Source organism: Dactylosporangium sp. NPDC050688 (assembly GCF_040654515.1).
Lineage (GTDB): Bacteria > Actinomycetota > Actinomycetes > Mycobacteriales > Micromonosporaceae > Dactylosporangium.
In genome coordinates this window covers 76,751-90,016 of record NZ_JBFAIC010000049.1, presented here as the reverse complement: position 1 = coordinate 90,016, position 13,266 = coordinate 76,751, and the positions used below count along the sequence as shown (strand labels likewise).

14 protein-coding genes are annotated in these 13,266 nt (G+C 67.2%); 3 read left to right on the top strand and 11 right to left on the bottom strand.

Annotated elements, in window-relative coordinates:
• Positions 1-15: 15 nt before the first annotated feature.
• Positions 16-744: an SMI1/KNR4 family protein gene (locus AB0H83_RS35320; RefSeq protein ID WP_360102763.1), complete on the bottom strand. Its 729-nt coding sequence runs from the start codon at positions 742-744 to the stop codon at positions 16-18.
• Between the two features lie 253 nt (positions 745-997).
• On the opposite strand from AB0H83_RS35320, the gene AB0H83_RS35315 reads away from it, so the two are divergent.
• Entirely contained in the window at positions 998-1,480 is a 483-nt protein-coding gene (locus AB0H83_RS35315; RefSeq protein ID WP_360102761.1) for an NADAR family protein, read from the top strand.
• Between the two features lie 126 nt (positions 1,481-1,606).
• Here the strand turns inward: AB0H83_RS35315 and AB0H83_RS35310 are convergent, their stop codons facing one another.
• The 8 genes from AB0H83_RS35310 to AB0H83_RS35275 form a co-directional block, all read right to left on the bottom strand.
• The gene (locus AB0H83_RS35310) at positions 1,607-2,380 is read right to left on the bottom strand and encodes a transposase family protein (protein ID WP_360102759.1); all 774 of its coding nucleotides are present in this window, start codon (positions 2,378-2,380) and stop codon (positions 1,607-1,609) included.
• A 62-nt stretch (positions 2,381-2,442) separates the two neighbouring features.
• Positions 2,443-2,808 carry a hypothetical protein gene (locus AB0H83_RS35305; protein WP_360102757.1) on the bottom strand — a complete coding sequence of 122 codons (366 nt, stop codon included), beginning with the start codon at positions 2,806-2,808 and terminating at the stop codon, positions 2,443-2,445.
• A complete protein-coding gene (locus AB0H83_RS35300) occupies positions 2,805-3,476 on the bottom strand; it encodes a hypothetical protein (RefSeq protein ID WP_360102755.1) in 672 nt (223 codons plus the stop codon). Before AB0H83_RS35300 ends, AB0H83_RS35305 begins: the two co-directional genes overlap by 4 nt.
• A gap of 514 nt (positions 3,477-3,990) precedes the next feature.
• Positions 3,991-4,812 carry a transposase family protein gene (locus AB0H83_RS35295; RefSeq protein WP_360102753.1) on the bottom strand — a complete coding sequence of 274 codons (822 nt, stop codon included), beginning with the start codon at positions 4,810-4,812 and terminating at the stop codon, positions 3,991-3,993.
• A 346-nt stretch (positions 4,813-5,158) separates the two neighbouring features.
• Complete coding sequence (locus tag AB0H83_RS35290) at positions 5,159-5,536, bottom strand: DNA-binding protein (protein ID WP_360102751.1); 378 nt, start codon at positions 5,534-5,536, stop codon at positions 5,159-5,161.
• Between the two features lie 552 nt (positions 5,537-6,088).
• Positions 6,089-6,943 carry a hypothetical protein gene (locus AB0H83_RS35285; protein WP_360102749.1) on the bottom strand — a complete coding sequence of 285 codons (855 nt, stop codon included), beginning with the start codon at positions 6,941-6,943 and terminating at the stop codon, positions 6,089-6,091.
• A gap of 88 nt (positions 6,944-7,031) precedes the next feature.
• Positions 7,032-7,643, bottom strand: a complete 612-nt coding sequence (gene dcm, locus AB0H83_RS35280) for a DNA (cytosine-5-)-methyltransferase (protein WP_360102747.1) — start codon at positions 7,641-7,643, stop codon at positions 7,032-7,034.
• Positions 7,640-7,972: a hypothetical protein gene (locus AB0H83_RS35275; protein WP_360102745.1), complete on the bottom strand. Its 333-nt coding sequence runs from the start codon at positions 7,970-7,972 to the stop codon at positions 7,640-7,642. Before AB0H83_RS35275 ends, dcm begins: the two co-directional genes overlap by 4 nt.
• Positions 7,973-8,086: 114 nt before the next feature.
• Here AB0H83_RS35275 and AB0H83_RS35270 point away from each other — a divergent pair, with 114 nt between their 5' ends.
• Positions 8,087-8,827 (top strand): hypothetical protein, encoded by a 741-nt coding sequence (locus AB0H83_RS35270; protein WP_360102743.1) that lies wholly within the window; start codon positions 8,087-8,089, stop codon positions 8,825-8,827.
• A 101-nt stretch (positions 8,828-8,928) separates the two neighbouring features.
• Here the strand turns inward: AB0H83_RS35270 and AB0H83_RS35265 are convergent, their stop codons facing one another.
• Positions 8,929-11,187: a tyrosine-type recombinase/integrase gene (locus AB0H83_RS35265; RefSeq protein ID WP_360102741.1), complete on the bottom strand. Its 2,259-nt coding sequence runs from the start codon at positions 11,185-11,187 to the stop codon at positions 8,929-8,931.
• Positions 11,184-12,461, bottom strand: coding sequence for a site-specific integrase (locus AB0H83_RS35260; protein ID WP_360102739.1), 1,278 nt, complete (start codon positions 12,459-12,461; stop codon positions 11,184-11,186). Before AB0H83_RS35260 ends, AB0H83_RS35265 begins: the two co-directional genes overlap by 4 nt.
• A gap of 251 nt (positions 12,462-12,712) precedes the next feature.
• Between AB0H83_RS35260 and AB0H83_RS35255 the strand changes: the two genes are divergently transcribed.
• Complete coding sequence (locus AB0H83_RS35255; protein WP_360102737.1) at positions 12,713-13,195, top strand: hypothetical protein; 483 nt, start codon at positions 12,713-12,715, stop codon at positions 13,193-13,195.
• Positions 13,196-13,266: the final 71 nt, after the last annotated feature.

Below are 13,266 nucleotides of genomic sequence, written 5' to 3'. Positions count from 1 at the left end.
GCACGCTCACGCAGCTCATCGTTGTACTTCTTCGGTGCAGGCATTGCCGGTGTTCCTCCAGGTTTCGATGTCTCCATCTAACCCGGGGCGGAACACCTCGTAGTGCCCGTCCTCGGTACTCGCGCCGCGGGTTTGGACAGGGCCGAAGACCTGGTGCAGGAGTCGTACGCGGTCTTCAAAGCTGCCGCTTCCACCGTCGACGTACACGTAGACCTCGTCGAGTTTGCGGGCCGGCTCGAACCAGGCCTTGTCCTCCGGGGGCATCGGCACGATCTGGGCCGGCAGGGTGTGCTGCACCCAGTCGACGATGAATGCGACGGCACCGCGCTCGTACAGGTGATGGTCGCCGTTGCGCTGATGCCACACGACTACCGGCCACCTGTCCGGCTCTCCCTTGGTCAGCCAGCACAGCGAGTGCCCGTCGTAGGTGCCGCCCCAAATCAGGAGGCCATCTGTTTCGGGGTACAGCGGGTACGGGTACCAATCCGGATGTCGGCGGCGAGCGTCCGCATGGCCGTCTCGTAGTGCAGTGTTCCGCGCGAGGTTCATACCTCGGCCTGACAACGGGTACGCGAAGAGGTAGTCGAAGAACCTGCCCATTCCGTAGGCGCTCAGCAGATCCTTGAAGTCAGCTGGCAGGATCACCCCGAGCTCAGCCTCGCAGTCAGCGAAGGCCTGCCGACGCGGTGCATCGATCACCTCGTCCGGCGGCGGCACCAGGGCAACCAACTTCTCCACACGCATGGCGACACCCTAAAGGGCAGCTACCCGGGTCTGAATCGCATGGCACAGGTGCACCGATACGCGAACCTGGACATCCGCTCTTCGGCAAGACGGGAAGCGTCGGTGTCGCCGGGGTGCGTCGCTCACTGTGACGAGGACTGTAACGGTGCCGCGCGAGACCAGCGGCAGATCCAGATGGTGGCCGCGAACCCGGTTGCCGCTCTGTCGATGGCTGTGACACGGTCAGGTCCCCGATCCCCGCTCCGAGGCCCAGATGACGATCTACTTTTACGGTGCTGACGAGGTTCCCTACGGCTGCTTCTCCAACTTCTCTGGCCACGGCTTCGACCTCGACGGCCATTGGTGGACGACCGCCGAGCACTATTTCCAGGCCCAAAAGTTCCCCGGCACCCGCCACGCCGAGCTCATCCGGCGGACGGCGACCCCGTTGCGGGCCGCCGAGCTGGGCCGCGACCGGTCCCGGCCGCTGCGCCGCGACTGGGAACGGGTCAAGGACGACGTGATGCGCCGGGCCGTGACGGCCAAGTTCACCGCCCACGCCGACATCCGCGCCATCCTGTTGGACACCGGCGACGAGGAGATCGTCGAGGACACCAGCACTGACCACTACTGGGGACGCGGCCGCAGCGGCACCGGCAAGAACATGCTCGGACGGATCTTGATGCGCACCCGCACCCAGCTGCGCCCCGACCTCACCCAGAACGCCAACATCCAAGGCCGCCGACTGCGGCGATAGCACTGAGCGCAACCACCGCGAACGCGCTGTCCGCGGCATGTGCGGATGCTTACCACTCTGCAATGGTGCCCTTTTAAGAGCTGTCTCGTAACGCGGTGAAGGCGCTGCCCGGTACCGGGTTGGTGCTCAGCTTGCGAGGGTGATGTTGTACAGGTTGGCGATGCCGGAAGCGGCGTCGGCCAATGTGTGGGCGGCGCGGCGGTAATCGCGCAGGATCTTCCAGTTCTTCATCCTGGCCAGGGTGTGTTCGACCCTGGCACGGACCGTGCGGTGCTGGGCATTGAGGTCTTCCTTCCAGGCCGGCAGATCGCTGCCATCGGTGGGCTTGCGGTACGGGATGATCACTTCGGGGTTGCCGCGGTAGGCGCCGTCGGCCATGACCGGTCGTCCGGCCAGCTTCTGGTCGATGCCCGAGGTGCGGTAGACGACCGTGTCGTTGCGGTTGCCCGGCTGAGGGTCACCGACGACGATGACCAGGCGGGTGCTCGCGTCGATGGCGACCTGCAGGTTCGTCGAGTACCGGTAGTTCTTGCTCCGTGCGGCCAGGCGGTGGTCCCGGGTCGGGATCAGCGTGCCGTCAACGATGGCGATCTGGTCGACCGGCCGCCGCCGCACCGGGGCGAGTGCGAGGAGCGGTCCGAGCGTGTCGATGGCCCGGTGCGCAGCGGAGTGCGACACCCCGAACAGCGGTCCGATCTGACGCATGGTCAGGTTCGTGCGCCAGTACGCGGCCACCAGCAGCATCCGATCGGCGAGGTTGAGGGCCCACTGCCGTCCAGGCCGCCCGTCGGTGATCGAGTCCCCGCCTCGCTCGGCGACAAGACGGACCAGCCGGCGGAACTGGGCGGGCTGCAGCCCGGTGAACGGAAAGATCCACTCGGGCCGGGCTGCGGAGATCACCTGTACCCAGGCATCATCGACGACCGTCCCAGCGGACCGAGATCGGGGTTACGAGACGTCCCTTAGACAGGAAAGCCAGAATCCTTGAACTCAGATTCCGCCAGGTGCAGATAGCGATAGTCATGTTCGATGCCACTCTGTTGTTGAATCGATTTGCTGGCTACGTTTACCGCTAGGCCACTCACTACTCCGAGAGTTGTAACGCCGAGACCAAGGCCAGGAATGTCCATACGCTGGCCGGCATACTCAGCGGCGACCGCAACTGCTACCAGCGCTCCCCGCCGGATAACCAGCGGGATGCCCGATTCTCGACCGTGCCGCACTAATTGGTTTCGCGCGTCGGCTAACTGGCGTTCGACGCGGGCGTACGCGTCCCTTGGATGGAGACTTTCCAGCGATCCGAGAAAAGCCGCAAGCGCGTTCATCATATCAACACGAGACGGTTCATGCTTTTCTCGGAATTCCCAGAGACTACCAAGATCGACACCCTCTCCCGGCACGGGAAGGAGGGGTCCGATGTCAACCTTCCAACCTTCCAACCATCCGACACCCGGCGCCCTGCAATAGGGTCGACGTTCAATCGAAACGCAGTCGTTATATCCGTGTGTGGATACAGGCTTTCTGGCCCTTCACTACCGTGCCGCCAGTTATTATCGGCGGCGATCCTGGAAGCCATGATGCTGATCACCATGTGCATCAGTCGCGGAGATCCGTAGAGCCGACTCGGCGAATCCGGATGCCGAACCGCGTATCCTTGCGTTATCAACATATCCACGACGCCCGGATTCAGCTTCCCCTCGTAGAGCATCGTGTTCGAATTGAGAATAGGCGGCTCTTCAGGAATTTGGACATCAAGCGGGCCAATTTCGCTAAGGGCCTGCTGAAGATCCGGAATAACTCTATCTTGAGTTAATGCACGCCGATAGTCCCGATACGGTCTGATGGGGGCGTAAAAACCTCTATCTCTGATCGCTTCCATTTCTGGTCCTAGGCGCGACCGCCATCCCGGCGCTACTACAGTGCGTAAGCCGTCCCAATAGAGAATTGCTTGCTGGATGACATTGGTCGGTGCGGCGGCAAACGGATAGTAGAGCATTGTGGGCATATAGACATCCCCGCTCGATCGCTGGCTGAAAGATGCCAATATAACCTGTACGAACCTGAGCGTCGAGTACTGCAACGTCCTACTTGTCCAGATCAGTACCGAGCCTCACTCCGGCACCTGTCCAGACTCGTATCAGTCGCTGCATCGAGGGACTTCATACCATGATTACGTGCGCGCTCATCGGCAGATCCGCGCACTCGCACCCTGAATGGTTTCATGATCGCTTGTACACAGCGTGAACGGGCTTGGGAGCGACCGTCGGCATCACCGGGTGGTCAAGATCTGCGAGTGGTGCCGGTTCTCACGAACATTACGGCGCGCGGTGCTGGCAACGTGGCGCCGAACTCGCGAACAAAGCCATGATCCTCTGCTATGTGCTCCTGACCATACGGATGGGCCTCTGATCGTCAGCTCCGAGCGTCCACGATGAGCAGGCCGACCGCGTCGATCGGAAGATCGTCATCCAGTGAGCCTTTCCGCGCAACGTGTTGATCACTGATGGTCATCATGTGGTGCGGGCGTGGTCGGTGTGGAGCAGAACGAGTGCGGCGGCGACGATTGCGCCGATCCGCCGTGGGCAGAGGCTGACGTTGCGCAGCGCCCTGAACATGCCTTTGAGCAGGGCGTTGCCGCGTTCGGCGATGGCGCGTACCGCGTTGTGGGCGTGGTTGAGTTGCTGCTGGTGCAGGGTGAGCCGGCCGTCTTTGGGCTTCTTGAACGCGATGGTGATGGTGTCGGCCTCGCCTTCGTAGCCGAGATCGCCGAGCGTGCGCAGATCACCGGCGACCTCGGTGATGGTGGGCAGGATCTCGGCGTGGGCGCGGACCGCGGTGGTGTCGTGTTCCCGGCCGGGCCGTACCGGCGAGGTCCAGATCGGCCAGCCGTCCGGCGCGGTGATGACCTGGACGTTGCCGCCGTGCTGGGCGTGCTTGCCTGACCACCACAGGTCCACGCCTGGGGTCGGGCCGGGGGTACGGCACCGGTCGGTCTCGATCAGGGTGCCGTCGATGGTGACGTGGCCGTAACCGGCGGCCTTGGCGGCGAGGAGTGCGCCGTGCAGACCCGGCGAGCGGGCGGCGAGGACGTCGATACCTTCGTGCAGGTAGTCGTAGCCGGTCGAGACGCTGATCGCGTTGTCGCGGGCCAGCTGTCTCATCCGGATGCCGTCGCAGAACCAGCGCAGCACAAGGACCGCCTGCTCATGACAGGGCAGCGACCTGGTCCGTTGCCGGGTGCCGCGTCGGGCACGCTCGGCTGTCAGCAGACCGGCCAGGAAGTCCACCGTCTCGTCGCGTACCGGCAAGGACGCGATGTATGTGACACTCATCGTCGGCGCAGAGCCCCATGTGAAGTTGATCTGTGAGAGGACCACCTTCATACCGGGGTTCTGCGTCTTTTCGTTGCACGGCAACGGATTCCGGCGTGTCGACCGCCGCACCACCGAACGTCACCCAGCGTCAGCAGATCGTTGCGCGGAATGGCTCAGTCCGCCGTTCTAAACGCATCCCCACCCGCAGCATGCTGCGGGTGGGTCCCAAACCACAGATAATGATCAAGAAGTAGTGACTCGCCCAGGCCCCGGACTCACGCATATCTGGGCCCGTTTTTGCCGACGAAGCCAGGGCGGTGAGCGCGTTGCTGAAACGATGTATCTCGACCACGGTGCTTAGCGCCTACTCCGTTGTTGTGTTCATACCACCATGTGCTGCGCTGGAGCCAAGGCCGTCGTTGTCGGGTGCGGCGGTTGTCGGGGTGAGGGAGGGCTCGGCGGGTAGCTGCAGTGCGGTGAGGATTGCGGCGACGGCGACGCGGTAGCGGTTGCCGACTCGCAGGACCGGGATCGGGAACTGCCCGTTCCTGGCGAGCTGGTACGCCAGGGCGCGCCCGAGACCGAACACGCTAGCGGCGGTTGGCAGGTCGGTGATGGCACCGAGCGCGCGGATACGTTCCTCCGTCCAAGGCTCTTCCCCGTCGCGGGTCGTTGTCGGAGGTTGCGGCGGTACGGTCGGCGTCGGGTGCCTGGCGTCTTGGGCCGGACGGTTGCTGGTCACGGGCTGCTCCTTCAGCAGTGAGCCGGGAAAGGGGACAAGGATGCCGCCCGAGTCGGTCCTGCACAGGGCAGCGAGAGGCGGGACGGACAGCCGGCTGTGCCGTTGCAGATTCGGACGGCAAAGGGTCTGACCGCGAAGATCTGACGGGGGTGTGTTGTGGTCGGACATCGACGTCGACTCGGCACACCTGCTGTTCCAGCGCTGGCGGCGCAGAGGCGGATTCGGCGGCTGCCTGTGCCGTCACCACGCCGAGGTCGAGCCAGATCGTGCCGATTGGATCGGGGACGGTCACACCTCGTCGAACACGGCTACCGGCCGCCAACGTGGTTTTCGGCCGTCGGCTCAAGGTCGTACGTCACATCGGTCCACACCGCCGGCAGACCGGGCGCGACGTCCGGCCTGCCGGCGTGGTGCAGTGGTGTGCGCACCGTTTCGTAGCTCGTCCGCCAGGCGGCGCTGCGGCGCCGATTCAGTCGACGCCGGCGTCCGATGTCGCGGTGGCTCGCCGGTCCTGGTTGCCGGATGACGTGGCGTCGTTGGCCGGGTGGGTGCTCATGGTGCCGCCCACCGGTCGGGGTCCAGGAGCAGGCACAGGGCGGCGGCGGCCTGTTGTGGCACGACCCCGTTGCCGAGCACTCGCAGCGCGCGGGTGCGGGGCAGCCCGAGCTGCGGGTGGGTGACCCACAGCTCGGGTAGCCCCATCAGCCACTCGACGAACGACGGCGCGAGGACCGGTTTGCCGTGCCTGCCGGGCTGCGACGGCTCCGGCGTACGTCGGCCGAGTAGGACCTCCCAACGGGTGACGGCTGTGGCGTACTCGCCCCAGCGCTGATCGTCGGGCTGTCCGAGCTCGACCGACGGTTCGGCGGCCATCCGGCCGACCGTCTCGGTGTGGGTGCCGGCGACAGCGGTGGTCAGGTCAGCCCGGCCGTCGTCGTGGTCGCTGGCTCCGTGCCCGTCCGACGCGCGGGGTGTGGGCAGGAACCGGACGGCCGCTGCTGGCAAGGTCAGGTCGCCGTGTGAGCCGCGCTGTCCGGGGCAGCCCTTGCTGCCGTCAGTGGCGCGTGGGGTGGGCAGCAGCCGAGCGGCGTCGGTCAGGGCCCGGCTGGCGTGCCCGCTGGGTGGAAGGGCCCGTCCGGCGGTGGCGTCGGCCGAGGATCGGCTGCCGGCAACCGTCGGTGTGGGCAGCCGGCGTGGCTGGGAGGGTTTCCCGACTCGTGCCGCTTCGTCGCCGTGGACCGCCGTCTCCGGAGTCGGCCGCCACACCACGTTGCGGTTGCTGCCGTCGATGGGGCCGGTGCCGCTGCCGGCTCTCGGGGCGGGTGCCAGCTGTGCCCGGGCGAGGCTGTCGAGGCTGGGGCGGATCGCCGCGCCGGGTGAGGGTGACTGGTTGGTGCCGTACGGCACGGCGGTCGGTGTCGGCAGGAGATGGTGGCGGGTGCCGCCGGGCTCGATGAGGTCGGGCAGGCCGTGTTGGTGGCCGACGCCGCGGCCGTCACGGGCGCACGGGGTCGGCAGTGTCGGCGCGTGCGTGGAGGCGTTGCTGGTCGGCGGCCAGCAGGAACAGCCGGTCGCGGCGGTGGGGTGCGCCGATGTCGGATGCGCGTAGGCATGCCCAGCGCGTGTCGTACCCGATCTGGGCCAGGTCGGCGTGGACGGTGTCGAAGCCGCGGTGCAGGAGGGCGGCGACGTTCTCCACGAAGACGAGTGGTGGTCGAAGTGCGCGAACGGCGTCGGCGACGGCGGTCCAGACGCTGGAGTGTTCGCCGGTGATGCCGGCGCGTTTGCCGGCGTTGGAGATGTCCTGGCACGGGAACCCGGCGGTGAGGATCTCGACCGGTTCGATGCCGCTCCAGTCGACGTGCCGGATGTCGCCGAGGTTGACGATGCCGGGCCAGTGGTGTTCGCAGACCGTTGTGGCGTGCGGGTCGGTTTCGGCGTACCAGGCGAGGTGTCCGCCGAGGACCCATTCGACGGCGAGGTCGAGCCCGCCGTAGCCGGTGCACAGCGATCCGATCCGCGGCCCACCGCCGAGCCCGGTGGCCGCGCCGGGGTCGCCGGGTGCGGTGTGCCGGCCCGGTGCGGCGCCGGTGAGGTCCGCACTCACGCCACCTCCCACGCGCCGCCGCGACCGTCGCCCGGGTCGGCGGTCAGGTCGGCGGTCAGGTCGGTGCCGGGTTCGCTGGGGTGCGGGCAGGTCCACGGCCCGCACCCCGGCGCGTCACCACCGCCACCGGCGTCACCACCGGTGCCGTCGCTGTCGTCGGTCGCCGGTTTCGGTCGCAGCACGACCTGGTCGAGGGGCACCCGCTGGCGGTGCAGGAAGAACTGCCCACGCAGCGGATGCCCGTCGGCGTTGGCCCGCGCCGACCCGTGCCGGATCGCCGCGTCGAACGCGACCGCGTCGGCCCACTCGGCCGGGCTGCCGGCCCGCAACGCCGACCAGAACCGGTCGTCGTGGTAGGGGCACGTTATTGCGAATGTCCGGTAACGATCACTGGCCGGGTGATGGTTGGCGTGCCGTGAGCTGCGCAGTGCGAGGATGGGATCATGAGTTCGGCGCAAAGGGACAGCAGGTCGGACGACGAGGACATGTCGGCCAAGCTGGCGGCGCTCGATCAACCCGCAGAGGTGGTCGGTGCGGCGGGCGAGTGGCTGGCGTCGCGGCTGCGTGACGACGGGTTTGTCTGGGCCCGGTCGCTGGCGAAGTTGGAGCGGCGCGTGGGTGTCCGCCGGGAACAGATTCACCTGCAGCGCTCGAAGTGGAACCGCACGGGTCAGCTCGTTGAGTTCGGCGTGGTCCTCAACGTGCGCGATGGCGCGTTGAGGAAGTGGCGTCGCGCGAACCCGGACCTGACCAGCTGTGCCGAGGAGAACGACGACTGGGTGTGCGGGCATCCGCTTGGAGCGCTGACCGCAACCCGGGGCTGGGCGCAGGTCGACCTGACGGTTCCCGCCAGCCGGGGCGACCAGCTTGATGCGTTCGTTGGGTTGCTGCGCGCCGTTGCTCTGCCCTGGTTTGATGCTTCGCGAGATCCGGAACGGATCGCGGTCGAAGTCCCTGATGTGACCGTCAGTCTGTATGTGGTCGATCTTGCTGAATGGCTTGTGTGTAAAGGCAACCAGGAACAGGCGGTTCGGCTGGTTGAGCGTTGGCTCGCCAAGGATCCGGGTCGTCAGCCGGACTTCGAGACAGGCCGAGCGCTTGGACACGAGGGCGAACGACCGGATATTTTTATGAGTCAATGGGTCACGGTCGGATGGAGTAGCGCCGTACTGGGCCTGGTCTGAGTTCGTCCGCGGGGTTGTCGCCCGCTGGAGCGTGGAGTTGGTGGCTCCGCTGGTTCGGGCTTCTTCGAGTGGGTCCTGTCGGGTGGCGGTGTTGTGGTCGGTCACGGCACCTCCGGCGGTCGGGCTCGCACGTCGGTGAGCGGAATGAACGCGGTCGCCTGGCCGAGCTCGTTCGGTGTGGGTCCGGCTGGCGTCGGTGTGTCAGCGAGCCGCTGCGCAAGAGCGGCGACGGCGTCGCGGTCGCCTTCGAGCGCGACACGTTCGTCGTCGGTGAGGTCGAGTTGCTCGAGCATCTGGTCGATCCCGTCTTTGACGGCCAGTAACTGGCCGGCGTTGGATTGCTTGGGTAGGTAGAAGGAACACCGGGCGCAGGCGAGCCGGTGCGGGCATTTGGCGAAGAAGTCGTAGCTGCAGTAGCCGTCGCCGAGGTCGTAGTACTTCCAGGGCTGCCCGCCGCCGGTGGCTGCGCCGGTGAGGATCGACTCTCGGTCGATGAGGACCTGGATGGTGCGCACGTTGCGGGCGAAGTAGTCGGCCTTGCGGTATGCCGCGGTCAGCGTGCGTTGCAGGATCTGCGCGTAGTGGCGGGTGCTTCCCGGGTGTTTGTGCCCGAGCCACTGCTGCAGGTCGGCCAGGGTGAGCGGTTCGCGGGCGTTGAGCAGTTGGGTGGCGATGGTGGCACGGGCCCGGTGGCTGGTCAGCGCGCCGCGGGAGTCGGTCTCGGGGATGCCGGCCTTACGGCACAGCGCCGGGATGAGCTGGTTGTTGAGGTAGCCGCCGCCGACACGTTGGCCGCGGTGGCAGAACAGGAACTCGCGGCGTTGCCCGGTCTTGCGGTCGACCAGCAGCGGCTGGGCCGGGCGGACCAGCTTCCACGCGTCGATGAGCTGCCCGACGATCGGGTCGACGGGCTTGCTGAACGCCGCGGAGGTCTTGTTCGGCGGCACCCGCAACAGGCAGGCGGTGAACGCCTCACCGGTGTCGGCGTCGTGCGCCTGGTCCCAGACGATGCAGTCGGGTTCCAGCCGGCAGATCTCGTCGATGCGGCAGCCGCCGAACAGCCAGACACCGACGAGTGCGCGGACCATCTCGATCGGGTAGTACGTGGCGGTGCTGCCGGCGGCGCGGGCAGCGGGGGAGCCGTAGTCGTTGAGGTCTTCAGGGTTGAGGGTGATCCCGGCGGCCATCAGCTTCGCCCACGCGGCGTCGTCGATGATCCGTGGGTTGGGTCCGATCTGGGCGTGCACCGACAGCGGCAGGCTGAGCACCCGCCGCGGGTCGAACCGGCCGGTGATCCATTCCCATTCGATCAGGTCACAGAAGAACCCGCGGATCCCGTCGATGCGTTGGGCCTTGCCGCGGGCGCTGAGTGGCTGCCCGTACCGGCTGCGGTTGCGGTTGGACCCGGCCCATTGGCCGATTGTGGCGGTCAGGGTGTCAGCGACGTACTCGGCCGCGATGTCGCGGGTCCACCGATCCGGGGTGACCGCCTCGGGGTGGCGTTCAGCGGCCCACCGTCCGGCGACCAGGATCGTGGAGAACCGGGAGCGGACCGTCATCGGTTCCAATGTGGACAACCGACGCCACCGCAGCGCCCAGTCCCGCCACGGCGGCGCAACTGACTCCAGCGTCTCGGCCCATGGGCCACGGCGGTGGTGGTGAGTGGTCAGCGGCGCCGCGATGATCCCGAGGTGCGCCAAGACGCGTGACACCTTGAAGATGCCCTTGCGACGGTTCGACCCGGCCGGGTACTCGGCAACCAACGCGGCCAGCGCCTCGTCGGTGACGTCGGTCAGCCGTGGGCTGGCGCAGGTGAGCAGGATGTCCAGCACAGCCTGGGTGACCTGGTCACCCGTGTGTGGCGAGGTACCCCACGCAGCGAGCGTCGTGGTCACCTCGTCGAGTGCGGCCTGGACCGGTTCGGGCCCGTAGAGCAGATCGGCGACACCACGTAGCCGCCACACGCCGGCGCGGGCGTGCAACCGCCGCTGGCCACCGAGGCGGTGCCCCAACGCGACCACCTTCGACCGCTGGACCCTGGTCGGTGTCGACGCGGGCGCCTTGCGCCACGACGGACCCGCGACTGCGACCCATGCCGGCTCGTCCCAGGCCCAGTACGGCTGCTGCCGCCGATGCACCTCGCGCAGGAGAAGGTTGCGGATGTCGGCCGCGTCCACCTGGCTCCAGCCGGTTGTGGCGGCCAGGATCGGCTCGATCAGCCGGGCCAGCGGTGCACCGGTCCGCGCGGTGAGCTTCGGACAACGCTTGTCCGCCCACGCAGCCAACGCTTCTCGCTCCGTGGCCGTCAGCTTCGCCGGCCCGCCCACAGCGTGGGCGCCGCTCGGCTTCCTGGCGGTCACGGCATCACCACCAGGCTCGCCAGCAGCCGCTCCCGGTCGGCCTGAATGGAAGCGTTCGCGCGGCGGAGCTTCGCAGCCAGTTCCCTCCCGGACAGATGGATGTAGCGCATCGTCGTCGAAAGATCTCGATGACCGGCGTACTGGGCGATCTGATCGATGGTCCACTCCGCGCGGGCCAGATCGGTCAACCGCAGATGCCGGAACGTGTGCGGAGACAACCGCGGCGTGCCGGCCCGCCGCCCGATCCGGGCGACGATCTTCGACCAACTCGACGGGCCGAGCGGCGCCCCCGCGTTGCGCCGCGACGTGCTACGCAGCAACCGCCCACCCGTGCGACCCAGGACCTGACGCCGCTGACCCAGGTACGCCATGAACAGCTGCGACGTGGCCGTGCCGAAGCTCACCTCACGGGCGCGTCGGGACTTCGTCGTCTCCGCCCGCACATGGATCAGCAGGTACGCCGGTTCGAAGTCCTCCACGGCCAACTGCACCAGCTCTTCGCGACGCAGCGCACCGTCGTAGGCCAACGCGACCATCAACCGGTTACGCAACGGCTCCGCCACCACGGCATGCAGGATCCGTTGCCAATCCCACTCGTTCGGGATCCACGGCGCCTGCTCCACCCGCCGCACCAGACCCTGCCGGGGACGACGACCGCGCCGCCCGGACTGTCCACGCCGGACCGGATTGCGCTCGCGGAGCCCGTCCTCGACGAGGAACTCGTAAAACGAGCGCACCGCGATCACGTATTGCTGGATCGTGGCAGTTGACAGCCCTGTACCGGGCTCGACGCCTGCCGCCTTGCCAGCCCTGGCATTCGGCCGCTCGTGCATATCGCCGATCCACCCGGCCACCGCGTCGGCCCGTACCGTCAACGGATCCGCGCCCGTCGCGCTGCAGAACCGCAGATGGTCCTCAACCGCTCGGCCGTACGCGAGCACCGTGTTCGGCGCCCGGCCGATGTTCGCAGTGAACCGTAGCCACCGCCGGGCCTGCTCATGCCCGGCTACCAGGGGAAACTTGCTCCATTCGATCGTTGTCATGACCAACAACCGTACGAAGATCAAATTCCAAATAAGGCACCCCAGGCACGACGACTTCCCGACCCCGGACACGCCGTGCTGCTCGAGGTACCGCTCGCAGTCGCCGCGCCGCCAACCCAGGTCGAGCAGCGGGAAGACGTTGCGCATGTAGGCCACGTCGGCGTCCCGCGCCCGGTGGATCTCGTCGACGGAGATCCCGATCGCGATCTCGGCGGTGACACCGGCCGGCACGCGCTGCGGGTGGGGGTAGCCGAGCCGCCGCCGGACCTCCGCCTTGATCGGTTTGATCTTGTACTCGGAGGTACTCTGCGCTCGAACGCTTCGGTAGGCCGTGAGCTGCAGTTTTGTGCTGGAGACATGTCTCCGATGTGGGGGTTGCGGCGGGTGGGGATGCGCACTGGACCAGCGGAGCTTGGCTGTTGTCCCGCACCGCATGTCGGAATGCGGGTGCGGTTGTGTTCCCGGCCGGGCAGCATGTGCTCGTGCCGGACGTGTCGTGGGATGAGGTCAAGGATTGGTTCGACCCGGAGTCCAACGGGGTGCTGCCGGACGTGCGGGTCGAGGACACCACGATCGCCGACTGGCAGTCGGTGCTCGACCTGGTCCGGTCGGCCGGCTGGCGGCATGAGTACGCCGTCGGTGGCCGGAGTGCGCAGCTGCCCGTGCGGGCCTTGGACATGCTCGACCGTCCGGACGAGGAGACGGTAGCGCTGCGTGTCTGGCCGGCTGAGGGGATGTTGGCGATCTTCTGGATGTACGCGGTCGAGCAGGTCGACTTCGACGTCGACCTTCGGGAGCTGCAGGGCCAGGATCGGCTGGATCTGTTGTGCGGGTTCCTGCGCGCGCTCGGGCGGACGTTGGGTAAGCCGGTGGTACTGACAGCGGAGGGCTGCCCCGACGAGCCGCTGCTGGGCTTCGTCCCGGCCGTTGACCGTGTGGTGGTCCTGGCGTCGAAGCGACCGTGACGGCGGGGTGGCCAGCGGGGCGTGCTGGATGTGCGGCGCTCGTTGTGATGTCTTCGGGTGGTGCTGTTGAG

Bases quoted from the DNA above. Each gene is read 5' to 3' on its own strand.
- AB0H83_RS35270 (WP_360102743.1), top strand. From the start codon at position 8,087: ATGAGTTCGGCGCAAAGGGACAGCAGGTCGGACGACGAGGACATGTCG.
- AB0H83_RS35295 (WP_360102753.1), bottom strand. From the start codon at position 4,812: ATGAGTGTCACATACATCGCGTCCTTGCCGGTACGCGACGAGACGGTG.
- AB0H83_RS35305 (WP_360102757.1), bottom strand. From the start codon at position 2,808: ATGATGAACGCGCTTGCGGCTTTTCTCGGATCGCTGGAAAGTCTCCAT.
- AB0H83_RS35315 (WP_360102761.1), top strand. From the start codon at position 998: ATGACGATCTACTTTTACGGTGCTGACGAGGTTCCCTACGGCTGCTTC.
- AB0H83_RS35300 (WP_360102755.1), bottom strand. From the start codon at position 3,476: ATGCTCTACTATCCGTTTGCCGCCGCACCGACCAATGTCATCCAGCAA.
- AB0H83_RS35320 (WP_360102763.1), bottom strand. From the start codon at position 744: ATGCGTGTGGAGAAGTTGGTTGCCCTGGTGCCGCCGCCGGACGAGGTG.